This is a genomic window from Pectobacterium sp. S5 (assembly GCF_051707265.1).
GTDB lineage: Bacteria > Pseudomonadota > Gammaproteobacteria > Enterobacterales > Enterobacteriaceae > Pectobacterium > Pectobacterium polare.
Window position 1 is genome coordinate 410,445 of the sequence record NZ_JAULSZ010000003.1, and the last position, 24,601, is coordinate 435,045.

At 54.0% G+C, this 24,601-nt stretch carries 19 protein-coding genes; 11 read left to right on the forward strand and 8 right to left on the reverse strand.

The window, feature by feature from the left end; translation table 11 throughout:
• Positions 1–29 precede the first annotated feature (29 nt).
• Positions 30–668, reverse strand: coding sequence for a peptide-methionine (S)-S-oxide reductase MsrA (msrA, locus tag QWJ20_RS14330; protein ID WP_433992849.1), 639 nt, complete (start codon positions 666–668; stop codon positions 30–32).
• 473 nt (positions 669–1,141) lie between these two features.
• Here msrA and tamA point away from each other — a divergent pair, with 473 nt between their 5' ends.
• Genes tamA through QWJ20_RS14345 form a run of 3 tightly spaced genes read left to right on the forward strand, consistent with a single transcriptional unit; the run spans position 1,142 to position 7,253 of the window.
• Positions 1,142–2,857, forward strand: a complete 1,716-nt coding sequence (gene tamA, locus QWJ20_RS14335) for an autotransporter assembly complex protein TamA (RefSeq protein ID WP_433992850.1) — start codon at positions 1,142–1,144, stop codon at positions 2,855–2,857.
• Positions 2,854–6,891 carry an autotransporter assembly complex protein TamB gene (gene tamB, locus QWJ20_RS14340; RefSeq protein ID WP_433992802.1) on the forward strand — a complete coding sequence of 1,346 codons (4,038 nt, stop codon included), beginning with the start codon at positions 2,854–2,856 and terminating at the stop codon, positions 6,889–6,891. The genes tamA and tamB overlap by 4 nt, the downstream gene beginning before the upstream one ends.
• A gap of 2 nt (positions 6,892–6,893) precedes the next feature.
• Entirely contained in the window at positions 6,894–7,253 is a 360-nt protein-coding gene (locus QWJ20_RS14345; RefSeq protein WP_205555652.1) for a gamma-glutamylcyclotransferase family protein, read from the forward strand.
• A 115-nt stretch (positions 7,254–7,368) separates the two neighbouring features.
• On the opposite strand, the gene ppa is transcribed toward QWJ20_RS14345, so the two are convergent.
• A complete protein-coding gene (gene ppa, locus QWJ20_RS14350; protein ID WP_039486249.1) occupies positions 7,369–7,899 on the reverse strand; it encodes an inorganic diphosphatase in 531 nt (176 codons plus the stop codon).
• A gap of 248 nt (positions 7,900–8,147) precedes the next feature.
• Here ppa and QWJ20_RS14355 point away from each other — a divergent pair, with 248 nt between their 5' ends.
• Positions 8,148–9,734: a methyl-accepting chemotaxis protein gene (locus QWJ20_RS14355; protein ID WP_433992803.1), complete on the forward strand. Its 1,587-nt coding sequence runs from the start codon at positions 8,148–8,150 to the stop codon at positions 9,732–9,734.
• 52 nt (positions 9,735–9,786) lie between these two features.
• On the opposite strand, the gene plsY is transcribed toward QWJ20_RS14355, so the two are convergent.
• Complete coding sequence (plsY, locus tag QWJ20_RS14360; RefSeq protein WP_039486245.1) at positions 9,787–10,422, reverse strand: glycerol-3-phosphate 1-O-acyltransferase PlsY; 636 nt, start codon at positions 10,420–10,422, stop codon at positions 9,787–9,789.
• A 128-nt stretch (positions 10,423–10,550) separates the two neighbouring features.
• Here plsY and folB point away from each other — a divergent pair, with 128 nt between their 5' ends.
• Together folB and bacA are read left to right on the forward strand one after the other, a co-directional pair.
• Positions 10,551–10,904 carry a bifunctional dihydroneopterin aldolase/7,8-dihydroneopterin epimerase gene (folB, locus tag QWJ20_RS14365; protein ID WP_010287496.1) on the forward strand — a complete coding sequence of 118 codons (354 nt, stop codon included), beginning with the start codon at positions 10,551–10,553 and terminating at the stop codon, positions 10,902–10,904.
• A gap of 272 nt (positions 10,905–11,176) precedes the next feature.
• Entirely contained in the window at positions 11,177–11,995 is an 819-nt protein-coding gene (gene bacA, locus QWJ20_RS14370; protein WP_039486241.1) for an undecaprenyl-diphosphate phosphatase, read from the forward strand.
• 71 nt (positions 11,996–12,066) lie between these two features.
• Here bacA and QWJ20_RS14375 read toward each other — a convergent pair whose 3' ends face one another.
• The gene (locus QWJ20_RS14375) at positions 12,067–13,311 is read right to left on the reverse strand and encodes a multifunctional CCA addition/repair protein (protein WP_433992804.1); all 1,245 of its coding nucleotides are present in this window, start codon (positions 13,309–13,311) and stop codon (positions 12,067–12,069) included.
• Positions 13,312–13,419: 108 nt separating this feature from the next.
• Positions 13,420–14,040, reverse strand: coding sequence for a TIGR04211 family SH3 domain-containing protein (locus tag QWJ20_RS14380; protein WP_039486237.1), 621 nt, complete (start codon positions 14,038–14,040; stop codon positions 13,420–13,422).
• Between the two features lie 321 nt (positions 14,041–14,361).
• On the opposite strand from QWJ20_RS14380, the gene QWJ20_RS14385 reads away from it, so the two are divergent.
• The 5 genes from QWJ20_RS14385 to QWJ20_RS14405 all read left to right on the forward strand — a co-directional run bounded on the left by QWJ20_RS14385 (position 14,362) and on the right by QWJ20_RS14405 (position 22,705).
• Positions 14,362–15,699, forward strand: coding sequence for an inorganic triphosphatase (locus QWJ20_RS14385; protein ID WP_433992805.1), 1,338 nt, complete (start codon positions 14,362–14,364; stop codon positions 15,697–15,699).
• Between the two features lie 52 nt (positions 15,700–15,751).
• Entirely contained in the window at positions 15,752–18,607 is a 2,856-nt protein-coding gene (glnE, locus tag QWJ20_RS14390; protein WP_433992806.1) for a bifunctional [glutamate--ammonia ligase]-adenylyl-L-tyrosine phosphorylase/[glutamate--ammonia-ligase] adenylyltransferase, read from the forward strand.
• A gap of 243 nt (positions 18,608–18,850) precedes the next feature.
• Positions 18,851–20,287, forward strand: coding sequence for a bifunctional D-glycero-beta-D-manno-heptose-7-phosphate kinase/D-glycero-beta-D-manno-heptose 1-phosphate adenylyltransferase HldE (gene hldE, locus QWJ20_RS14395; RefSeq protein WP_174871060.1), 1,437 nt, complete (start codon positions 18,851–18,853; stop codon positions 20,285–20,287).
• 137 nt (positions 20,288–20,424) lie between these two features.
• Complete coding sequence (gene ligA, locus QWJ20_RS14400) at positions 20,425–22,479, forward strand: NAD-dependent DNA ligase LigA (protein WP_433992807.1); 2,055 nt, start codon at positions 20,425–20,427, stop codon at positions 22,477–22,479.
• A 4-nt stretch (positions 22,480–22,483) separates the two neighbouring features.
• Entirely contained in the window at positions 22,484–22,705 is a 222-nt protein-coding gene (locus QWJ20_RS14405) for a DUF3820 family protein (RefSeq protein ID WP_095700466.1), read from the forward strand.
• Between the two features lie 139 nt (positions 22,706–22,844).
• Here the strand turns inward: QWJ20_RS14405 and tnpA are convergent, their stop codons facing one another.
• The 3 genes from tnpA to QWJ20_RS14420 form a co-directional block, all read right to left on the reverse strand.
• Entirely contained in the window at positions 22,845–23,426 is a 582-nt protein-coding gene (gene tnpA, locus QWJ20_RS14410) for an IS200/IS605 family transposase (RefSeq protein WP_433992808.1), read from the reverse strand.
• A 206-nt stretch (positions 23,427–23,632) separates the two neighbouring features.
• Complete coding sequence (locus QWJ20_RS14415) at positions 23,633–23,989, reverse strand: FlxA-like family protein (protein WP_433992809.1); 357 nt, start codon at positions 23,987–23,989, stop codon at positions 23,633–23,635.
• 197 nt (positions 23,990–24,186) lie between these two features.
• Positions 24,187–24,594: a FlxA-like family protein gene (locus QWJ20_RS14420; protein ID WP_433992810.1), complete on the reverse strand. Its 408-nt coding sequence runs from the start codon at positions 24,592–24,594 to the stop codon at positions 24,187–24,189.
• Positions 24,595–24,601 lie beyond the last annotated feature (7 nt).

Genomic DNA, 24,601 nt, shown 5'->3' on the forward strand with positions numbered 1-24,601 from the left:
AGCAGGAGCGGTGAAATTACCGCCAGTGGTCAACGCTGAGGTGGAAGACAGACGCCGATGCCGCCTAATCCACAGTAGCCGTTCGGGTTCTTGTACAGGTATTGCTGGTGATCGTCTTCCGCATAATAGAACGGACCCGCAGACTCGATTTCTGTGCTGATGGCGCGGGCGTCACCGTTTTCCCTCATTGCCTGCTGAAAGCGTTGAAGGCTTTCCTGTGCCGCCTGTTCTTGCTCGGGTGTGAGCGTATAGATAGCGGAACGATACTGGCTGCCGATATCGCCACCCTGACGCATACCCTGCGCGGGGTCGTGATTTTCCCAGAACAGTTGCAGCAACTGCTCGTAGTCGATCACCGCAGGATCGAAAACGACACGCACCGCTTCGGCATGATCGGTCTGCCCGCTGCACACTTCACGGTAGGTCGGGTTGGGGGTATAACCGCCGATGTAACCCGCCGCCGTGCTGTGGATCCCCGGCTGTTGCCAGAACAAACGCTCCGCGCCCCAGAAGCAGCCCATCGCAAAAATCGCGACAGACATCGAGTCCGGCACATGCGTCATGGAATGTTCATGCACGACATGCAGCCTGGCGACGGGCATAGGGGTGGAACGCCCCGGTAAAGCATCGGATTGCGTAATCCGCTGCGTTTTATCAATTGAATTCATCACGTTGTTAACTCCAGCTAGACTGGGTAAATAACCCGTTTTCATGGAAAGCATAACCAAGAAGCGTTGGGCTGTCTTTATATCTTCATGGTGTTTAATGTTAAGGTAATGTTTATCTGTAATGCCGCATATTGATGTTTGTAGGTGAAAATCTATTCTTAAGATAGAAAATTAGTATTTATCACTAATATCATGCAAAGTTGGTAGGAGATTTCGGCGCTGCGTGGCGGATTGTCAGGTAAGCGTACAGCGACGGCCGTCAATGCGGCGGGCGAAGTGATAAAAGCCATGCTATAGGTTTTAGAAGACAAGGTTTTAGGCGACAGACCGATTTATCAGGGAGCTCAGTGACTATTTTCATCTCAACGAAAAGTTTCATTGGAAAAAAAAGCGTTACCGGGCAAAAAGGCATAGCAGGACAAAAAAATAGCTTTGCTGGCTGCGGTGCGCCACGATACCGGGTTCTTGGCCTGATGTGTGCGCTGCTGATGCTGGCCCCAGAGAGCCAGGCGGCGAATGTGCGTCTGCAAGTCATGGGGCTGGAAGGGCAGTTACAAAAGAATGTACGGGCACGCTTATCGACCATTTCGGTCGATGAGATTAATGCCGATGGGCGTTTCCGCTCACGCGTCGATGAAGCGATCCGTCAGGGATTGCGCGCGCTCGGCTACTACGATCCACAGATTGGTTTCGAATTCCGGCCTGCCGTTAATGGCGGGCGACCCGTATTGATTGCCACCGTGACTCCCGGTGAACCGGTAAAAATTGCCGGGGTGAACATCACCCTGCGTGGCGGTGCGCATGACGATAAAGACTACCAACAGCTGGTTAAAGACGATCGTCCTGAAATCGGTTCGGTGTTGAACCACGGTGATTTCGATCGCTTTAAAAGCGGGCTGAATGGTTTGTCATTACGCAAAGGCTATTTCGATGCACGCTTCCAGCAAAGCCAGCTTGGCGTGATGCGGGAAGAGAGAGAGGCGTTTTGGGATATCGACTTTGACAGCGGTGAGCGCTATCGCTTTGGTGCCGTACATTTTCAGGGCGCGCAAATCCGCGATGACTATCTGCAAAATCTGGTGCCGTTTCACGAAGGCGATGCTTACACCAGTGAAGATCTCGGTGAATTAAACCGCCGTCTTTCTGCTACGGGGTGGTTTAACTCTGTCGTGGTCTCACCTGATTTCGAGCAGTCGAAAAGCTCCAAGATGCTTCCGTTGGAAGCCGTGGTGACGCCGCGAACCCGTAACCGCATTGAGACCGGCGTCGGCTATGCCACGGATGTTGGCCCTCGCTTTAAAACCACCTGGAATAAACCTTGGGTGAATTCACGGGGCCACAGTCTGGAAAGTAGCCTGAGCGTGTCCGCGCCGGAGCAATCGCTCGATTTTAGCTACAAAATCCCCTTACTGAAGAACCCGCTTGAACAGTATTACCTGCTGCAAGGCGGTTTCAAGCGCGAAGATCTCAACGATACTAAATCCGATGGCACCACGCTGAACGTGGCACGCTATTGGGATCTCTCCAGCGGCTGGCAACGGGCGATTAACCTGCGCTGGAGCCTCGACCACTTTACGCAGGCAAGCGTGACGGATACCACGATGCTGATCTATCCAGGCGTCAGCATTAACCGAACTCGCCAACGCGGCGGGCTAATGCCGGTGTGGGGCGATACGCAGCGCTATTCCATCGACATTTCCGACACCACTTGGGGATCGGATATCGACTTTGCCGTGGTTCAGGCGCAAAACGTCTGGATTCGTACGCTGGCGGATAAACACCGTTTTGTCGCGCGCGGTAATCTGGGCTGGATTGAAACCAATAATTTTTCCCGCGTCCCACCTTCACTGCGTTTCTTTGCCGGTGGCGATCGCAGCATCCGTGGCTATAAGTACAAATCGATTTCTCCGCGCGACAGCGACGGCAAACTGACCGGTGCGTCCAAACTGGCGACCGGCTCGCTCGAATACCAATACAACGTCACGGGAAAATGGTGGGGCGCAGTTTTTGTTGATTCAGGTGAAGCAGTGAATGACATCAAACGCAGTAACTTCAAGACGGGCACGGGCGTCGGCGTACGCTGGGCCTCGCCGATTGGCCCGGTGAAACTCGATGTTGCTATGCCGATCGGCGATGCGGAGAAGAAGAACGATGTTCAATTCTATATCGCGCTGGGGCCTGAATTATGATGGATGAGAAAAACGAGAAAAAAAACCAGGATCCGGTGACAGAAGAACACGTCGCGCAGGATAACGCACCAGCGACGCCAGCACGAAAAGGGCGCTGGTGGAAAAGAGTCGGCATTGGCTTTGTTGCCTTCTTACTGCTGCTCGTTGTTGGGCTGGGATTGTTGGTAGGCACTACGCCGGGCCTGCATCTGTTGCTGAATACCGCAGCACGCGTGGTGCCGGGGCTGGACATTGCCAGCGTGAGCGGCGGATGGCGTGATTTAACGCTAAAAAATGTTAGCTACCAAATGCCGGGCGTGACGGTAAAGAGCGAGGAATTTCATCTGTCGCTCGCGTTAGCGTGTCTGCGTAAAAGCCAGTTGTGCATCAATGATCTCTCGGCAAACCGCATTGATGTGGTTGTGGATACCAAAGCCTTGCCTGTGGCGACAGAGCCACCGCCACCTTCAACGCCAGTCACGGAAATCTCTGCACCGTTCCCGATTTCACTGCGTCAGCTAACGCTCAGCAACGTTCAGGTTACCGTGGATGACACGGCGATTTCTCTAAGCGAATTCCGCACCGGTATGCAGTGGGAAGGGCGCGCGTTGACGCTGCTGCCGACCAAAATCAGCGCCCTGCTGGTGGCCTTGCCGAAAACCCCTGTCAACGTGTTGGAAGATGGCAAAGTGACGGCGGCGGAAATGGCCGCGGTTATTAAAGAAACGGCGGCGAATGTACGCGAGGCGGCCGAAAAAGGCTCGTCGCAAACCGTTAATATCGATAACGCGCTGGCGGCAAATAATAGGGTCGCGGCTGCCACCACGACGACACCGATACCGACGGCATCGACATCCAAAACGGATAGCACCTCTGACAAGCCAGCCGTGCCTGAACAGCCATTGGGTGAACGCCTTAGCGAGCTATTCTCCAAACCGCTATTACCTGATTTACCCCAGTTCACGCTGCCGTTGGATCTGAACATTGTCGAGATTCACGGTGAACAGCTGCGGCTGACGGGCGATCAGGATATTTTGATTAATAACCTGTTCGTTCAGGCATCGACCCAGCAACAGCATTTGCGTCTGGACAAGCTGATCGTGCAATCGCCGCAGGGCGGACTGAATGTGCGCGGTGAAGCGACGCTCAGCGATAGCTGGCCCGTCTCGCTGACGGCGAACGGCGTGTTGAACGTCGATCCGCTCAAAGGCGAGAAGCTTAAACTGACGGTTGATGGCGGCCTGCGCGAACAGTTGAATGTGGCGCTGAATCTCTCGGGGCCGCAGCGCGCCCAGTTGGATCTGCAAACCAAACTGGCGGAAGCCGGGCTGCCGCTGGCGTTGACGCTGCAAACCGAACGCGTGCGCTGGCCGCTGACGGGCGCAACGCAGTATCAGGCTGACAACGTCAGGCTGCGTTTTAACGGTAAAGCGACCGACTATGCGCTGTCGCTGCGCGGCGATCTGAGCGGTGCGGACCTTCCCCCTGCGACGCTGCTGCTGGATGGCAAGGGCAACGAACAGCAGTTTACGCTGAGCCGCCTGCGGTTGGCAGCGTTGCAGGGAAATGCTGACCTGACGGCGCTTATCGACTGGAGCAAAGCCATAAGCTGGCGCAGTGAGCTACTGCTGAACGGGATTAACACCGCGAAACAGTGGCCTGAATGGCCCGCGAAAATAGACGGCAAGATAACGACACGCGGTAGCGTCTATGGCGGTAGCTGGCAGTTGCAGGTGCCGGAACTGCGTCTGGACGGCAACGTGAAAGCGAATCAGCTCACGGCCAGAGGCGAATTGCGCGGTAACGCGGCGGGACAGTGGACAATTCCAGCGCTGAATCTGGCGTTAGGCCGCAACCAACTGAACGTCAAAGGTGACCTGAGCGACAAGTGGCAGCTGGATGCAGACATCAATGCGCCATCTTTGGACGGCATGTTGCCTGGTCTGGCGGGGCGGGCCATCGGAACACTCAAACTCCGCGGCAATCTGCGTGAACCGCAGATGCTGGCGGATATCACGGCGTCTGGCCTGCGCTGGCAGGCGATGACGATTAGCAGTGTGAGAGTAGAAGGCGATGTGCGCTCTGAGCAGCAGATTCAGGGCAAGCTGGCCGTGCGTCTTGAAGCGTTGAAGCAGGACGGTCTGAATATTGCGCTGTTGACGCTGGATGCCAGCGGCAATGAAAAGCAGCACCAGCTTCGGCTGAATATGCAGGGTGAACCGGTCGCGGGGCAACTGGCACTTTCAGGTAGCTTTGATCGTCAGGAACAGCGCTGGCGCGGCACACTGAACAATACCCGCTTCGACACGCCGGTGGGTGAATGGCGTCTGACGCAGGATATGGCGCTGGATTACCTGAATGCGCAGCAGAAGATCACCATCGGCACGCACTGCTGGCGGAATCCGAATGCAGAGCTTTGTGTTCCAAAAGCGATTGAGGCCGGACCGAGCGGACAGGCGAGTATTCGACTGAACCGCTTCGATCTCGCCATGTTGAAACCGTTCCTGACGGCGGATACGGTGCTGGCTGGGACGTTTACCGGCGGTGCCGATATCAGCTGGCAGGCGGGACAAGGCTTACCGCAGGCGAAAGTGTCGCTGGTGGGTAACGGCGTCAGCGTTCGCCAGCAGATGCAGGGCAACACGCTGCCGATTGATTTCGATACCTTTACGCTGAATGCCGGGCTCGATCGCGGGCGGGCGCAGCTCGGCTGGCTGATGGCGATTCGCGAGAACGGACGCTTCAGCGGTGATATTCAGGTGACCGACCCACAGGGCCGACGTAATCTCGGTGGCAGCGTCACGATCAACAATATTTCGCTGGCGCTGCTCAACCCTGCATTGAGTAAAGGCGAGAAAGCGGCGGGGATACTGAATGCGAACCTGCGTCTGGCGGGGGATGCGGCGCGTCCTCAGCTCTTCGGCCAGATGGTGCTGGAGCGGTTGGATATTGATGGCAACTGGATGCCGGTCGATCTGACCAACGGGCGGCTGGCGGTGAATTTCAGTGGGATGTCGTCAACGTTGCAAGGCTTCCTGAAAACGGATAACGGGCAGTTGAACCTTGGCGGGAATGCGGACTGGTCGCAGCCTGATGCCTGGCGTGCGCGGATTGCGGCGAAAGGCCAGAAGCTGCGGGTCACGATTCCGCCGATGGCGCGGCTGGATGTCTCACCGGATATTGTCTTCGAGGCCACGCCGCAGCTGTTCGCGTTAAACGGATCGGTCAGTATTCCGTGGGCGCGCATTGTGGTTAAAGACATGCCGGAAAGTGCGGTGGCGGTGTCATCGGATGAAGTGATGCTGGATGCCCAGCGCCAGCCACTGAAGAAAGCCAGCGCCGCGATTCCGATTAATAGCAACCTGACGATCCGCGTTGGGAATGATGTGCAGCTGGATGCGTTCGGGCTGGCGGCTCGCCTACAGGGCGACCTGAAAATGGTTCAGGACGAGCGCGGATTAGGGCTGAACGGCCAGATCGACATTCCGTCTGGCCGCTTTAAAGCCTACGGACAGGATCTAATCGTCCGCAAAGGGCTGATTCTGTTCTCTGGCCCGCCGGATCAGCCGATCCTGAATATCGAAGCCATTCGTAACCCAGACAACACGGCGAATGACGTTATTGCCGGCGTGCGCGTCACGGGTATGGCTGCGGCACCGAAGCTGGAAGTCTTCTCCGATCCGGCGATGTCACAGCAGGAAGCGCTCTCTTATCTGCTGCGTGGACAGGGTTTGGACAGCGGTGGAGCAGATAGCTCGGCAATGACCTCAATGTTAGTCGGTTTAGGGGTTGCACAAAGTGGTCAAGTTGTGGGTAAAATCGGCGAGGCCTTTGGCGTAAGTAATTTAGCTCTGGATACACAGGGTGTTGGCGATAATTCTCAAGTTGTCGTCAGCGGCTACGTCCTTCCGGGTCTGCAAGTGAAATATGGTGTTGGCATATTCGATTCTTTGGCAACGTTAACGCTACGTTATCGCCTGATGCCAAAACTATACTTGGAAGCGGTGTCTGGCATTAGCCAGGCATTAGATGTGCTCTATCAGTTTGAGTTCTAGCGATGCGAATTATTGTTTACGGCAGTTTACGACGCAAACAGGGAAACAGTCATTGGATGACAAATGCGCAATGGTTAGGGGACTGTCAGCTCGCAGGTTTCGAGCTGTACGATCTCGGCCATTATCCGGCAGTCGTACCCGGCGATGGAGAAATCCATTGCGAGGTCTATCGCATTAGTTCGTCGATTTTGACAGAGCTGGATGCCTTAAAGCGGGACGGCCACGAATACCAACGTGAGCTGATTCGTACGCCTCTGGGCAGTGCCTGGATCTATCTGTACAAGCACCCTGTTGTAGGGCTGACGCGTATTGCCAGCGGTGACTGGCTAAAGCGCAGTGAAGATGATGAAGAAGAGGCTTGAGGCCGAGTAGCCAATCAAGTCATGGTCGCCATAAATAAAAACACCGCGCAAGGCGGTGTTTTTGATCATGCGATATCTTGAGCCCGTAAGGGCTTTAATGCATATCGTGTGGCGCTTATTTGTTTTTCGCGCGCTCGAAGGAAGCAACGATCTCGGCTTTCGCCGCAGCTGCGTTATCCCAACCTTCAACTTTCACCCACTTGCCTTTTTCCAGATCTTTGTAGTGTTCAAAGAAGTGGCCGATCTGTGCACGCAGCAGTTCAGGCAGGTCGTTAACGTCTTTAATGTGATCGTATTCTTTGGTCAGCTTGCTGTGCGGAACGGCAACCAGCTTGGCATCTTCGCCCGCTTCGTCGGACATTTTCAGCACGCCAACAGGACGGCAGCGGATCACTGAGCCCGGCTGCAACGGATACGGGGTCGGAACCAGAACGTCAACCGGGTCGCCATCCAGAGACAGCGTGTGGTTGATGTAGCCGTAGTTGCATGGGTAGAACATGGCCGTAGACATGAAACGGTCTACAAACAGCGCACCGGTATCTTTATCAATTTCATATTTGATCGGATCGGCGTTCGCGGGAATTTCAATCACTACATAGATATCTTCCGGCAGATCTTTACCCGCCGGGACATTGTTCAGACTCATGTCGGTTTCCTTCTCTTAAACCTGAAATAGCGTGGCCGTCATTATAGCCAAAAAGCGTTTAATGTCCCCGATTTTTAGCGTGTGCAAGGCGCGATGCGCTTGCGCGAGTCGTTTAAGTAAAAATACTTTCGTTACTAAAGTTTCTTTAAAGAAAGCAGGTTTGTTACCGATAGGAACATGATCTAGATCACGTTATGCGGAGCCTTTCTCCGCATTTATTTATCATTTGTAATGTCAGGGAAACAAAAATGTTAAGAAACATCACAATCAAGACGAGCTTGATTGCTTTGTTAGGCACGATGGTACTGCTGTTATTGCTGGTGTGCGGAATTGGCATCACCTCAATCAATCAGGGAATCACTTCACTTACGACAATCGACAAGATTCAGGGCAAAGAAGTCACGGCGCTGGCGGGGAGCTATACCGCTTCACTGCGTGCAAGAACCGGGGCAGCGTTGGCTGCTCGTCAGATGGAAAGCGGGCTGACCGATCTGGCGAATGCATCGGTCGCGCGGGCAGAAGCCTACACGGCGCTTTCTTACAAAGAAATGACACGCTTTCTTTCCTACGGCACCGTAACGGAGCGCGGTGCCAAAATGGCCGCAGAGGTGAAAAGCAACTACGAGCAATACATGAATCTTGGCGTTCAGCCGATGGTTGATGCGCTGAAACGTGGCGATGTCGCAGCCTATTACGTGCTGTTGCAGGACGTGTTACCACCGCTCAGCGTTAAGATGGATAAGGTGGCGAACGAATTCCGTGACTTCGGTCTGGAAGTCGGGGAGAACATGCTCGCAGAAGCGGAAAGCTTCGCGTTCAACCGTTTGATGATCATTGGTATTGCCTGTATATCCGTGCTGCTGCTGGTGTTGGCAGCCTGGATTGCCTTGAAGCGCTCTATTCTGTCTCCGCTTGAAGAGACGGTCGGTCAACTGGAGTTTATTGCCCGTGGTGATTTGACCCAGCGCATTGCCGATGGCGGCAATAATGAAATTGGCCGCCTGATTCAGGCGATGAAGGCCATGCAGCATTCGCTGGCAACCGCTGTGGGCCGCGTCCGTGATGCTGGTATGCAGATTGACGTCGGCACGCGCGAGCTGTCTTCTGGCAATACCCATCTGGCTGCGCGTACGGAAGAGTCAGCCTCCTCGCTGGAAGAAACCGCAGCTAGTATGGAGCAGTTGACCGCGACAGTGACGCTGAATGCGGAAAGTGCGGAACAAGCGCATACGCTGGCGCAAAATGTGTCCGACATCGCCAATAAAGGCAGCGAGACCGTGGGCAGCATGATTGAGAAAATGCAGATGATCTCCAGCAGTTCCGCACGCATTGGCGATATTCTGGCGGTGATTGACGGCATCGCGTTCCAGACCAATATTCTGGCACTGAATGCGGCAGTTGAAGCTGCACGTGCGGGTGAACAGGGACGTGGATTTGCGGTGGTTGCGGGTGAAGTCCGCAGTCTGGCACAGCGCAGTGCGCAATCGGCCAAAGAGATCAAAATGCTGATGGAAGAATCTCAAAGTCGCGTCAGTGAAGGCACCGTGATGGCGAAAATGGCGGGCGAAACGATGAACGATGTTTCTGATGCCGTGGCGCGCGTGACATCCCTGATGCGTGAGATTTCAACGGCCACGCGTGAGCAAAGCAATGGCATTGGGCAGGTGAATCTGGCGGTATCGCAGATGGATGAAGTCGCACAGCAAAATGCGTCTCTGGTAGAAGAGTCCGCCGCTGCTACGCGCTCACTGGAAGATCAGGCGCGCCTGCTGGCAGAAAGTATGTCTCAGTTTAAAGTGCAGTCGCAGGAGTTTGCCGCCATCGGCCGATTCTAATTTCCCGTCATACTTCATAAAAAATTCCCGTGAAAACGGGAATTTTTTTGTCTTATTCTTCGGAGGACGTCTGTTCGTCTTCTGGCTGTTTCTTCTTGCGTAGCTTATTCCAGATTTTACTTTCCTGTCCGCGCCAGAGGCGTTGGATATTGTCATGATGACGCATCAGTATCAGGCAAGAGAGCATCGCGACGGGGAAGGTAAACTGTGGTTTGAACCACCAGACATAAAACGGCGCAATGAGCGCACTGACAATCGCGCCAAGCGAGGAATAGCCGCTGAGTAGCACGGTCAGTAGCCAGGTGCCAGTCATCAGGCCCGTCAGATCCCAGCCGATAGGGGCAATAGCACCCAGCGCCGTTGCCACACCTTTGCCACCGCGAAAGTGGAAAAAGACCGGATAGATATGGCCGAGGCAGGCAGCGATAGCGGTTAACCCGAGATACAGCGGTGGAACGCCCAGCGCGTAAGCAGCCCAAACAGGCAGCATGCCTTTCAGGATATCAAACACCAATACGGTGGCAGCGGCCGCTTTGCCGCCAATACGCAATACGTTAGTGGCTCCGGGGTTCCCAGAACCATGCTGGCGCGGGTCGGGTAGCCCAGCAATTCTGCAAAACAAAATCGCACTGGAAATAGAGCCACACAGATACGCGATTAACATCATACCAAGCGCGGTAACACTCATAACGCTATTCCGTTTAGTTTGTATAGAGAGACGTTTAATAAGGGTCGTTTTACTCTTCTCATCTGTGGATAATACGCACATTCCGTCGGAAGTGGTATCCGACAGCGACAAAAACAGAGAATGGCGTGATGGATATCGTATTTATTGAAGAACTTACTGTAATCACTACTATTGGTGTTTACGATTGGGAACAGACCATCCAGCAGAAACTGGTGTTCGATATCGAAATGGGCTGGGATAACCGTCAGGCAGCCGCCAGTGACGATGTGAATGACTGCCTGAGCTATGCCGATGTCAGTGAAGCGGTGATTGCCCACGTGGCAAACCAGCGCTTTGCTCTGGTGGAACGCGTTGCTGAAGAAGTCGCACACATGCTGATGCAGCGCTTCTCGATTCCCTGGCTACGGATCAAGCTCAGCAAGCCGGGCGCTGTCGCACAGGCGCGTCAGGTTGGCGTCATTATTGAGCGCGGCACGCGATAAATCTGATTTAACAGAATAAATACTGATTTACGTGCAACTAAACCGTAACCCAAATAGTCTATAAGCCAGTTATACCCGTCATACTTCAAGCTGCATGTGCGTTGGCTGCGTTCACTCACCCGAATCACTTACTTGAGTAAGCTCATCGGGATTCATTCGCTTGCCGCCTTCCTGCAACTCGAATTATTTAGGGTGTGTAGCGGCTCGCGGAAGTACGCGGCCGCTTTTTTGTGCGCTGCATTTTCGTTTTTATTAGAGGCAAGGATTTTTAGATGACTGACCTGCATTCATTGCTAATCGCATTTATTCTTGGTGTGGTCGAAGGACTGACCGAGTTTTTGCCCGTATCGTCTACAGGGCATATGATTATTGTTGGTCATTGGTTAGGGTTTGCTGATGAGAAAGCCAAGACGTTTGAAGTTATCATTCAGCTTGGCTCAATTCTGGCCGTTGTCGTGATGTTCTGGCGCCGCCTCTTTGGTCTGATAGGGATTCACTTTGGCGAAGTTCCGCACGAGGGGAAAACCGCTGGGCGTCTGAAATTGACGCACATCTTGCTGGCAATGATTCCCGCCGTGGTGCTTGGTCTGATTTTTCATGACTTCATCAAGTCGCTGTTTTATCCGCAGAACGTGATGTATGCGCTGGTGATCGGTGGCTTCCTGCTGCTAGCGGCGGAATGGTTCAAGCCAAAAGAGCCGCGTGCTGTCGGGCTGGATGACATCACGCACCGTCAGGCATTTATGATTGGCTGTTTTCAATGTCTGGCGCTGTGGCCCGGCTTTTCACGTTCGGGGGCAACCATTTCCGGCGGGATGCTGATGGGCGTCAGCCGCTATGCCGCTTCTGAGTTCTCTTTTATTCTGGCGGTTCCCATGATGATGGGCGCGACCGTTCTGGATCTGTATAAAAGCTGGCATTTCCTGTCGCTGGCCGATGTGCCGATGTTTGCCGTTGGTTTCGTGACGGCGTTTCTCGTGGCGCTGATTGCGATTAAAACCTTCCTGAAAATCATCAAACGCATCTCGTTTATCCCGTTCGCGATTTACCGTTTTATCGTCGCGGGCGTGGTTTACATGGTGTTTATGTAAGACTGAGTGCGTAGATTTTAGGTCGACCGTTATAGAGAGAAGAGGCCACGCATTAGCGTGGCCTCTTTGTTTCAGGACGTGCCCGAGCTATCCGGCTGTTGTGCTTTCCAGTCTGCCAGTGCATGAATGCGGCGGCGTGACAGTTCGTTGCGTATGTCAATGCCCTTAAACCCATCGGCAACGACGTCCGCACTGCTGACCTGAGTGGCGACACGGAAGGCTTCACGCAGGTAATCACCTTGTGGATACGGGTTCTCTTCAAAACCGGCACGGCCTCTGGCATCGGCTTCGCTCGTGAGCGCTAACTGCTCCAGACGTTGCGGTTTGCGCCAGACGTCAATCGCATCAAATAACTTCAGCAGGGTTTTGGGTTGCAGCACCTGCACGGTATGAACCAAGTCATGATATTCAGCAACCAGCTTTGCCAAATCGCGAATCGGATTCGGCACGCGCAGGCGCTGGCACAATGCTTCAACCAGTTTGACGCCCGCTGGGCCGTGGCCAAGATGACGCGGCCACAGTTCAGGCGGCGTCAGCCCTTTTCCTAAATCGTGGCACAGCGTTGCAAAACGTACGTCAATCTCGGGGCTGAGGCGCGCTGCCATCGCCACCGTCATCATCGTATGAATGCCGGTATCAATTTCCGGATGCCATTTGGCGGGGGCTGGCACGCCGTACAGATTATCGATTTCAGGGAACAGTACGGCCAGTGCGCCGCAGTCTCGCAGCACCTGAAAATAGACATCTGGCGACGATGTGCCGAGCGCTTTTTCCGTTTCTTTCCAGACGCGCTCTGGCGTCAGGTAAGCCAGCTCGCCTTCATGCGCCATTTTTTGCATCAGCGCCATGGTTTCTTCTGCAATCTGGAAGCCGAGATGAGCAAAACGCGCGGCAAACCGGGCGACGCGCAGCACCCGTAACGGATCTTCGCTAAATGCCTCGGAGACGTGGCGCAGCACGCGATTTTCAAGATCGCGACGACCGTGATAAGGATCGATAAGGTCGCCCCGCTCGGTGCGGGCAATGGCATTGATGGTCAAATCGCGGCGCAGCAAATCCTGCTCTAACGTGACATCGGGGGCGGCATGGCAGACAAACCCGGTATAGCCTTTGCCAGATTTGCGTTCGGTACGCGCGAGGGCGTATTCATCGCGGCTAACAGGGTGTAAGAAGACGGGAAAATCCTTTCCAACCTGCTGGTAGCCCTGCGCAAGCAGGTTCTCCGGCGTCGCGCCGACCACCACCCAATCTTTCTCGGTGACGGGTAAACCCAGCAGGCTGTCCCGAACAGCGCCGCCGACAAGGTAAATCTTCAACGTCGGGCTCCTGAATAAATAACCAATACTTCACTACATACTACCATCTTTGCGCCGAGGCGTTGGCCGCAAAGAAAAATGCCTGCAATAAGCAGGCACGTGTTCTGATTAGCTCATCCAGCGGTCATTTTTCTTTTTGCGAGGGATGATGTGCGGCAACAGCAGACCCAGCAGCAAACCTATGCCAGCAACGCCGCCGCCATACATAAACCACTGTAAAATGATGGTGCGCTGCTTATCGTCAAGCTGGACATTCGCCGCGCTGACTTTCTTCTGCGCGATGATAAGCTGATTTTTCAGATCCTGATTTTCCTGACGTAACCCATTGATAACACTATCGCTGGCAGCGACTTTCTGCTGCATATCTGCGGTACGTTGGTTCCAGGTCTGATCGATATTATTCAGTTTGTCAGTCAGGTCTTTGACCTGATTTTCCAGCGCCGGCACCCGCGTGCGCAGGCTCGGCGTATTGCTAAGCTGGTCGAGTGGGATCCAGGTCGTACGGTTTTTATCATCACGGATCTGCGCATAGCCCGCGCTTTCATTAACGCTGAGTAGCGTGACTTCAGCGCCAGCATTCACGGTACCGACGATACGATATTGGTTGCCCGGCCCGCTGTGGACATACGTCAATAACTCATCGGAAATGTAGCGTTTTTCTTCCGCCTGTGCGGTCCAGCTCAGCGTGAGAGAAAATAAAGTAAAACAGAGTAAGCCTAATTTCTGCATAAGATCATCATGTTGCGTAATGGTGGTCCGATAGTAGAGGCTTAAGTCTGACGAGGCAATGTATAAACCGAAATGAGAACAGTCTTAGAACCTATCCCATGAGGGCTATTTCGCCCCAATAACGCCTACTGGGATAGGTTCTTAGAAGGCGGCGCTCGGCGTGTTTAAGCGGGGGAAATCTGCGCAGTTGATGGCAGGTTTGCATAAGAAATGCGCGCTTGTTCGCAGGTGAAAAAGAGTGTGTGCGGTAAGAGTAGTCAGGTAAGGTAAAATGTTATTTACTGACATAATAATGAACGCGGTCTTGGTGTTGTGAATGCTATGAGTGAAGAAATAGAGCTGAAGTTTATTGTTCATCCCGACAGCGTTGAATCGCTGCTGACGCAACTGGCTGACTGGGAGAGTGATTACAGCCAGTATGAGCACATGCGTGCTCAGCGTCTGAGCAATACCTATTATGAAACGGCGGATAATTACCTGCGCCGCAATGGCATCGGCCTGCGTATTCGTGGCGAAAATGAACGCTACGAAATGACGGCGAAAACGGCCGGCAAGGTAATTGGCGGGCTGCATCAACACCCAGAATATAACGTTGGGCTGGAGAAAGCCGAGCTGGATCTCAGCCTGTTTCCGGCGGACGTCTGGCCGGAAGATTGCGATATTAAGGTGCTGCAATCGTCGCTCAATCCGCTGTTTAGTACAGATTTTACGCGTGAAAAGTGGGTGTTTACTTACTATCAAAGCGTGATTGAGGTTGCCTTAGATCGCGGTGAGATTCGTGCTGGGGATCTGAGTGAACCGCTGTGCGAACTGGAGATGGAGCTTAAGGTCGGGCAGACCACCCATCTGCTGGAACTGGCAAAGGAAATCGCAGAGTTTGGTGGTATGCGGCAGGGCAGCTTGAGTAAGGCGGCGCGCGGATACCATCTGGCTAAAGGTAATCCGGTTCGCGAGTGCCAGCCTCTCAATCGACTGGTTGTGGATTCGAAAACCAATATCGATCAAGCCATCCGCGCGGCGCTGGAACTGGGGTTGAGTCACTGGCAATACCACGAAGAACTGTGGGTAAGAGGGAATGCCTCTGCCCGTGAAGCCCTGCCAGAGGCCAGCGCGTTGATGCGCGAAATGCTGGTGCTGGTGGGAGGCGTCGTGTTACGCAAGGTCACCACGCTTTTTCGCTCTGCACTCGCCACTCTGGAGGCTCGGCTACAAGGCCCCGATGGCGCGGATGTGTGTTACAGCGCTGAGTACCTGCAAAGTAAGTTAGTACTGACTTCTTGGTTGGTCGAGTCTGGCTGGCGTGATCATATGGGTAATAAAGATCGCATTAAGCTACAGGGCTCGTTCAAACGCTTTGCCGACATTATGCTAAGCCGCAGCACTGCGGAGCTGAAAAGCGCCTTTTCTTCTAAATTGACGGAAGCGCAGTACGAACAGCAGATTCCTCGCCTGCAACGTAATATCTACGCTTTTCTTCTCTTATCCGGTGCCTATCCGGCGGAGCAAGTGGAAGCCTACGTTGAACACTGGCAGGCGTTACTGCACGAAATTGAGCGGCTCGCTGCCGGGAAGGCTCCTTCTGCGTACCTGGAAGCCTACCGTAAAGAGGTGCTGAACTTGTCCCCGTTCTGGCTACATAGCGGCGGACCATCACAGTAACCGTTAACTGCCGCTTGTCAGCGAGGATAGGCGGCGCATCAAGGGAACCCCCATGTCGATACTTCCTTTGCCCGCTTTACCTGTGCTTCTGACGGAACAATCTCAGCGTGCTCTGTCGCGTTTGCGGGAAGCCGCACCTGATGAACCGATAACCGACAGTGACTCTGCTGTTCTGGCATTGAGCGATTTTGTCAGCGATGCGCTTGCGCTGCATCCTGACTGGTGGCAAGGGATTCATCAGCAACCGCCGCAGCCCGAAGAGTGGCAGCACTACGCCGACTGGTTGAGCAATGCATTGGCCGATGTTAACGATGAAAATGCGTTGATGGCCGCATTGCGACGGTTTCGCCGACATATGTTGACGCGAATTGCGTGGTCACAGGCGCTGCAAACCAGTACGACGGAACACACGCTGCGTCAGTTGAGTGAACTGGCCGAGGTGATGATTGTGGCGGCCAGAAGCTGGCTATATCAGGCCTGTTGTCGCGAATGGGGTACACCTTGCAATGCGCAGGGCGTGGCTCAGCCTCTGCTGATTCTTGGCATGGGAAAACTGGGGGGGGGAGAACTTAACTTCTCTTCGGATATCGACCTGATCTTCGTCTATCCCGAAAATGGTCATACGCAAGGCGGGCGGCGCGAGCTGGATAACGCACAGTTCTTCACGCGTCTGGGGCAGCGACTCATTAAGGTGCTGGATCAGCCGACCGTCGATGGTTTTGTTTATCGCGTGGATATGCGGTTACGTCCCTTTGGTGACAGCGGCCCGCTGGTGCTCAGCTTTGCGGCGATGGAAGATTACTATCAGGAGCAGGGCCGAGACTGGGAACGCTATGCGATGGTCAAAGCGCGCCTGATGGGGGGAATGGACGATGCCTACAGTCAGGAACTGCGTAGTACGCTGAAGCCCTTCGTCTTCCGTCGCTATATCGATTTTAGCGTGATCCAGTCGCTGCGAAATATGAAGGGCATGATTGCCCGCGAAGTGCGTCGCCGGGATCTGCGCAACAACATCAAGCTGGGTGCGGGTGGGATTCGTGAAATCGAATTTATCACGCAGGTTTTCCAACTGATTCGTGGCGGGCGTGAACCGGGATTGCAGGGGCGCTCGCTGCTGCCTACGCTCCAGCATGTAGGAGCTCTGGGGTTATTAACGCCGCAGCAGGTGCTCGACCTCAGTACCTCTTACCTGTTTCTGCGTCGTCTGGAAAACCTGTTGCAGGCGATTGCCGATGAGCAGACGCAAACCTTGCCGGGTGATGAGCTGAATCAGCAGCGTCTGGCATGGGGAATGGGTTTCGACAACTGGGACGCGCTGCAATCCATGCTGGAACAGCATATGCAGTCGGTGCGGCACGTATTTGATGACCTGATTGGCGATGATGCGCCGGACAATAATGATATCCCCGAACATGGCAGCTATAGCAGCCTATGGCAGGACACGCTGGACGACGGCGAACTGGCTCCGCTGACGCCGCATCTCTCGGAAAGCGTGCGTGAAAAGCTGATGCGGACGATTGTGGAATTCCGTCACGACGTGGCGAAACGCACCATAGGGCCGCGCGGGCGAGACGTGCTGGATCAGCTCATGCCGTGTTTGCTGGCGGAAGTCTGCGCTCGTCAGGAAGCGGATAGGGTGCTGTCTCGTCTGACGCCGCTGCTGCTGGGGATCGTCACACGCACCACCTATCTCGAACTGCTGCTGGAGTCTCGCGCGGCGCTCGCTCAGTTGATTCGCCTGTGTGCGGCGTCGCCGATGGTCGCCAGCCAGTTGGCACGCTATCCCCTGTTGCTGGATGAATTACTCGATGCGTCAACGCTGTATCAGCCGACGGCACCGGGGGCGTACGCCGATGAGCTACGTCAGTATTTGATGCGCGTCCCTGAGGACGATGAAGAACAGCAGTTAGAAGCGGTTCGCCAGTTCAAACAGTCGCAGCAACTGCGTATCGCCGCAGGGGATATCGGCGGCGTACTGCCCGTGATGAAAGTGAGCGATCACTTAACGTATTTGGCGGAAGCGATTATCGCGGCAGTGGTTCAGCAGGCGTGGGGGCAGATGGTGGCGCGCTATGGCCAGCCGTCCCATTTGCAGCATCGTGAAGGTCGTGGGTTTGCCGTTATTGCTTATGGCAAACTTGGCGGCTGGGAGCTGGGATACAGCTCCGATCTGGATTTGGTGTTCTTGCTGGATTGTCCATCGGACGTGATGACGGATGGCGAACGCAGTATTGATGGCCGCCAGTTCTACCTGCGCCTCGCACAGCGAGTGATGCATCTGTTTAGCACTCGGACGTCATCAGGCATTTTGTATGAAGTGGATGCCCGTCTGCGGCCATCGGGCGCTGCGGGTATGCTGGTGAGTACGGTAGAAGCATTTGATGACTATCAGCGCAATGAGGCATGGACGTGGGAGCATCAGGCGCTGGTGCGCGCGCGTATGGTGTACGGCGAAAGTGGCGTGCAGCAGACCTTTGAGTCTATTCGCCGCAGCATTCTGTGTGCAGAGCGTGACGCGGAGACTCTGCGAACCGAAGTACGCGAAATGCGGGAAAAAATGCGTCAGCATCTGGCGAACAAAGATAAAGCACTCTTTGACATCAAAACGGATGCGGGCGGGATTACGGATATCGAATTCATTGCCCAGTATCTGATGCTACGTTACGCCGCTCAGGAACCGCGTTTGACCCGTTGGTCAGACAACGTGCGTATTCTGGAACTGATGGCGCAATATGGCGTGATGGAAGAGAGCGAAGCCAATGCGCTCAAACTGGCCTATGTCACCATGCGCAATGAGTTGCACCATCTGGCCTTGCAGGAGCTGTCCGGTCGGGTCAGCAAGGATCGGTTTGTTGCGGAGCGGGAGCAGGTGTTGGTGAGTTGGAATAAATGGCTGGTAGGAGCGTAAGTTCCTTCTATACCCGTCATACTTCAAGCTGCATGTGCGTTGGCTTTTCTCGCTCACCCCAGTCACTTACTGATGTAAGCTCCTGGGGACTCGCTGCGTCGCCGCCTTCCTGCAACTCGAATTATTTAGGGTATATATATGGTCAAATGTGCCGTGGGGTGAAGAGCTGCGCGGCGGTGACGTGTAATGATACGTGCCTATGATATTATTACGCGCATTATGCGAATAAGCCTGGAGTAGAGGATGAAAGTGACGCTGCCTGATTTCCGTCAAGCGGGTGTGTTAGTGGTGGGTGATGTCATGCTGGATCGTTACTGGTATGGGCCGACCAGCCGAATTTCACCAGAGGCACCGGTGCCTGTGGTCAAGGTTGATACGATCGAAGAGCGCCCAGGCGGCGCGGCGAACGTCGCCATGAACATCGCAGCATTGGGCGCGGGATCGCGTCTGGTGGGGTTAACGGGCATTGATGATGCTGCACGCGCACTGAATGCCAAACTTGGCGAAGTGAATGTGAAGTGTGACTTTGTCGCGGTTCCTACGCACCCGACGATCACCAAGCTGCGCGTGCTGTCACGTAATCAGCAGTTGATCCGACTGGATTTCGAAGAGGGCTTTGAGGGAATTGATCCTCAGCCGATCATCGAGCGTATTCAACTGGCGCTGCCAAAAATTGGTGCGCTGGTGCTGTCTGACTATGCGAAAGGCGCATTAGCGCATGTGCAAAGCATGATTCAGACGGCAAAAGCGGCTGGCGTTCCGGTGCTGATCGACCCGAAAGGCACGGATTTTGCCCGTTACCGTGGCGCAACATTGCTGACGCCAAACCTGTCTGAATTCGAAGCGGTGGCAGGGCGTTGCAAAACGGAAGAAGAGCTGGTTGAGCGCGGTATGCAACTGGTGGCCGATTACGATCTGTCCGCGTTGCTGATTACCCGTTCCGAGCAAGGGATGACGCTGCTACAGCCGGGCAAAGCACCGCTGCATTTGCCGACGCAGGCGCAGGAAGTGTATGACGTGACCGGTGCGGGCGATACCGTCATTGGTGTGCTGGCCGCTGCGCTGGCGGCAGGTAACCCACTGGAAGAGGCCTGCTTCCTGGCGAATGCCGCTGCAGGCGTTGTCGTCGGCAAGCTGGGTACGTCAACGGTCACGCCGATTGAATTGGAAAATGCTATCCGCGGCCGTGCCGAAACCGGATTTGGCGTAATGACCGAAGAACAGCTGAAACATGCCGTTGAACTGGCGCGTCAGCGTGGCGAAAAGATTGTGATGACCAACGGCTGCTTCGATATTCTGCACGCCGGGCACGTGTCTTACTTGGCAAACGCCCGCAAACTTGGCGACCGGTTAATCGTTGCGGTAAACAGCGATGCCTCAACCAAACGCCTGAAGGGGCCGACTCGTCCCGTCAACCCGCTGCCGCAGCGGATGATCGTGTTGGGTGCGCTGGAAGCTGTCGATTGGGTCGTGCCGTTTGAAGAAGATACGCCGCAGCGCCTGATTGCCAGCATCCTGCCGGACATTCTGGTGAAAGGCGGAGACTACCAGCCACATGAAATCGCCGGTAGTGAAGAGGTCTGGGCCAACGGCGGTGAAGTGAAAGTCCTAAACTTTGAGGACGGTTGCTCCACGACGAACATCATCAACACGATTAAAGCCAACACGTCTAAATCTTAAATGAAATAAAACTGACGGTGCTCGAAGGGTTTCGAGCCCGTTCAGGCCGCAAGCTAATGATTCTCGCTCTGGTACATCACGGGCGAGAATCATAACAATCACGACGCCGACAGGGCGACACGTCAGATAAAACAGGTATGAAACCAGTGAAGAAAGAACCAGCCGAAGTGAATGCGGCCGCACTGCGGGTAGCGGAGTTGCGCCGGGTCTTACGCCATCACGAATACAAATATCACGTTGAAGATGCGCCCGAAATTCCTGATATCGAATATGACAAACTCATGCAGGAACTGAAAGCGTTAGAGGCGGATCATCCCGAGCTGGTGACCAGTGATTCTCCCACGCAGCGCGTGGGTGCGGCACCGCTGGCGGCATTTGAACAGGTTCGTCATGAAGTGCCGATGTTATCCCTGGATAATGTATTTGATGAAGAAAGCTACCTGGCCTTCAGCAAGCGAATTGGCGACAGACTGAAGAACGGTGACGATCTGACCTTCTGCTGCGAGCTGAAACTGGATGGTTTAGCCGTTAGCCTATTGTATGAAGATGGCGTTCTGGTACAGGCGGCCACGCGCGGTGATGGCACGACAGGGGAAAATATCACCAGTAACATTCGTACCGTTGCGGCGATTCCACTGCGTCTGGAAGGCGATAATATTCCGCGTCGTGTTGAAGTACGCGGTGAAGTGTTTATGAAGCACAGCGGTTTTGAAAAGCTGAACGAAGAGGCTCGCCGTACGGGGAGTAAAGTCTTTGCCAACCCGCGTAACGCTGCCGCTGGATCGCTGCGCCAGCTTGACCCGCGGATTACGGCTAAGCGTCCGCTGACCTTCTTCTGTTATGGCGTTGGTCTGCTGGAAGGCGGTGAGTTGCCCGTAAGCCATTGGGAGCGGCTGATGCAGTTCAAGGCGTGGGGACTGCCGGTTAGCGACAGAATTAAGCTATGTACTGGTCCGGCCGAAGTACTCGATTTTTATCGTCAGGTTGAGCAGACCCGCAGTTCGTTAGGCTTTGATATCGACGGCGTTGTTGTCAAAGTAGACTCTCTGGCGCTGCAAGAGCGGTTAGGGTTCGTTGCCCGTGCGCCTCGCTGGGCGGTGGCCTTTAAATTCCCGGCGCAGGAACAGCTGACCTGGGTGCGTGATGTCGAGTTTCAGGTCGGGCGGACAGGCGCGATTACGCCAGTTGCGCGTCTGGAGCCGGTCGCTGTGGCTGGGGTTATCGTCAGCAACGCCACGCTGCATAATGCCGATGAAATTGAGCGGCTAGGTTTGCAGATTGGCGATCGTGTCATTGTGCGCCGAGCGGGGGATGTGATCCCGCAGATCGTCGGCATCGTGGAATCTGAACGGCCAGAAACGGTGCAGCCGATCGTTTTCCCTACGGCTTGTCCCGTGTGTGGATCTGACGTTGAACGTGTGGAAGGCGAAGCCGTCACGCGCTGTACCGCTGGCTTGATCTGTGGTGCCCAGCGCAAAGAAGCACTGAAGCATTTTGTTTCTCGTCGTGCGCTGGATGTGGAGGGTATGGGCGATAAGATCATCGATCAACTGGTGGAAAAAGAGTACGTCAAGACGCCAGCCGATCTGTTTCGTCTGAGCGCTGGGATCATGACGGGGCTGGATCGCATGGGGCCGAAATCCGCGACGAATCTGGTCAATGCGCTGGAAAAGGCGAAAAGTACCACGCTGGCACGTTTCCTCTATGCGTTGGGGATCCGCGACGTTGGCGAATCGACGGCGGCTAATCTGGCTGCTCATTTTGGTTCGCTGGAAGCCCTTTTTGCTGCCGATGAAGACGCGCTGCTGGCGGTGCCGGATGTCGGTAAAGTCGTTGCCGCGCATGTGCGTCACTTTCTTGAAGAAGAGCACAACCAAACCGTGATCCGCGAATTGACCGATCCAGCTGGCATCAACATTCACTGGCCGGCGGTTCAGGTCGTCAATGCTGAAGAGATCGACAGCCCATTTGCGGGGAAAACGGTGGTATTGACCGGATCGCTAAGTATTTTGTCTCGCGACGAAGCCAAAGATCGGTTAACGGCGTTAGGGGCAAAAGTGAGCGGCAGCGTCTCGAAGAAAACCGATATGGTGATCGCCGGTGAAGCCGCAGGCTCTAAACTGGCGAAGGCCCAAGAATTGGGGATCCCAGTGATCGATGAGGCGGAAATGATCCGACTATTGGGGGCGTAAACGGATGGAAAAAGAAGACCTGATAGACATTGCCACGATGCAGATGCCCTTTGGGAAATACAAAGGGCGAGTGCTGATTGATTTACCGGAAGAGTACCTGCTGTGGTTCTCCCGCAAGGATGAATTTCCTAAAGGTCGCTTAGGGGAATTGATGCAGATTACGCTGGCAATCAAGATAGAAGGTCTGCAAGGGTTGGTCACGCCGCTGAAGCGACCCCGTTCCTGATTACCCACTTCCAACCACACCCTCTGACGAAAAAAACTATCCTCCGGCATAGCCGGAGGTTTTTCATATGCGCCTATAAGGCTCTGTCACCAGCCGCGCCCTAACAGGCGCATCGCGATCTGACGTTTGCATCTATGGATTACTTACGGCCCGTAAACGGGCTACCTGGATACGGGATCGAGAGTTGCTCTCCCATTTTATCCTCGTCCAGTTGGTGCTTTATGTATTCTTGTATCTTGACCGTGTTTTTCCCTACCGTATCAACATAATACCCTCGACACCAAAACTCCCTGTTACGGTATTTGAACTTCAAATCGCCAAACTGCTCATAAAGCATCAGGCTACTCTTTCCCTTCAGGTATCCCATAAATCCCGAGACACTCATCTTCGGCGGGATTTCCAGNCAAAACTCCCTGTTACGGTATTTGAACTTCAAATCGCCAAACTGCTCATAAAGCATCAGGCTACTCTTTCCCTTCAGGTATCCCATAAATCCCGAGACACTCATCTTCGGCGGGATTTCCAGAAGCATGTGGATGTGATCCACACAGCACTCCGCTTCCAGAATATTCACGTTTTTCCATTCGCACAGCTTTCTTAAAATGCTGCCAATCGCTCTGCGCTTTTCCCCGTAGAACACCTGCCTTCGGTACTTCGGCGCAAAAACTATGTGATATTTACAGTTCCATCGGGTGTGCGCTAAGCTCTTTTCGTCCCTCATTGGGACCCCCTTTTGATTTCTTGTTGAACGTTTGCAGTTGCCAGACCGCAAACTGTTTTAACAAATCAAAAGGGTTTTTTATAACTGGCTCAAAGCTGAAAGCTTTACTGAACCCCCAGCCTAGCTGGGGGTTTTCTGGGCACAAAAAAGGTCGCTTCAATGAAGCGACCTTTCACGTTGACTGACTACCCCATCCCTGACGCAGACTACACGTAGATATTAATCTGGTTGTCTTCTGTCGGGCGGTTAACGCCTTCTTGTTTAGCACTTTGAGTCGAAGCAGAGGAATCAGACTGCTGTTCCGATCCTTCACTCTGCAAACGGGCAATTTGCGCCTGTAGCATCTGGATCTGCGCCTGAATGGCCTGTTGCTGTTGCTCGATCTGTTTACGTTCTTCGTCGCTTTCTGCGCTGGAAGCGGATTCGGTCAGTTTACTCACCTGTTTGGTAAGCGCCTGAACCTGCTTGGTGAGCTGCGCAATCTGTTGCTCTGAGGTGTTGCTGCTTTTACTGCTGCTTGCCGTGGTTGTCGATACGCTGATACTGCTGATGGTGTTTGACATTTTCCCTCCTGAAAAGATGCCGATGTACCCGAATGACTTGGGCTACATGCCTGTGCATCGGCAATTTAAGCACTTTCTCGAAGGGGATATTGTTGGCAATGAAATATGAAATACTCACTTTCCTGACAGCTAATGTAACAAAATGTATCAGTCAGGAAAGAGAGAGAGAAAAGAGGGGAATACGCCAGATATTGCAGTTAGACGTAGATATCAACACCGCTTTTTTTGTCTTTATTATCATTTTGTTGTGATGTTGTACCTGACGCCACACTAGGTGCTTTCTTTTCCGCTTCTTCTTTTTGGATACGGGCAATTTCGGCATAGAGTGCTTGGATTTGCGCTTGAATCATCTGCTGCTGCTGTTTGATGAGTTTGCGCTCGTCTTCACTTGCATTGATGGCTGATTGGCCCAGCTCTGCTAGCTTTTTAGTCAGCTGTTTGATCTGATGTTGTATTGCGGCAATTTTTTGTTGAGCAGCACTACCCTTGTTATTGGCTACAGGCGTAGCCTTACTCGCGGTAGTCGATGCATCCTTACTAGCCGTAGGTGCCGCCGCTACGTTTGACACCGTATTCATTGTAATCTGGCTGATACCATTGGACATCACTTCC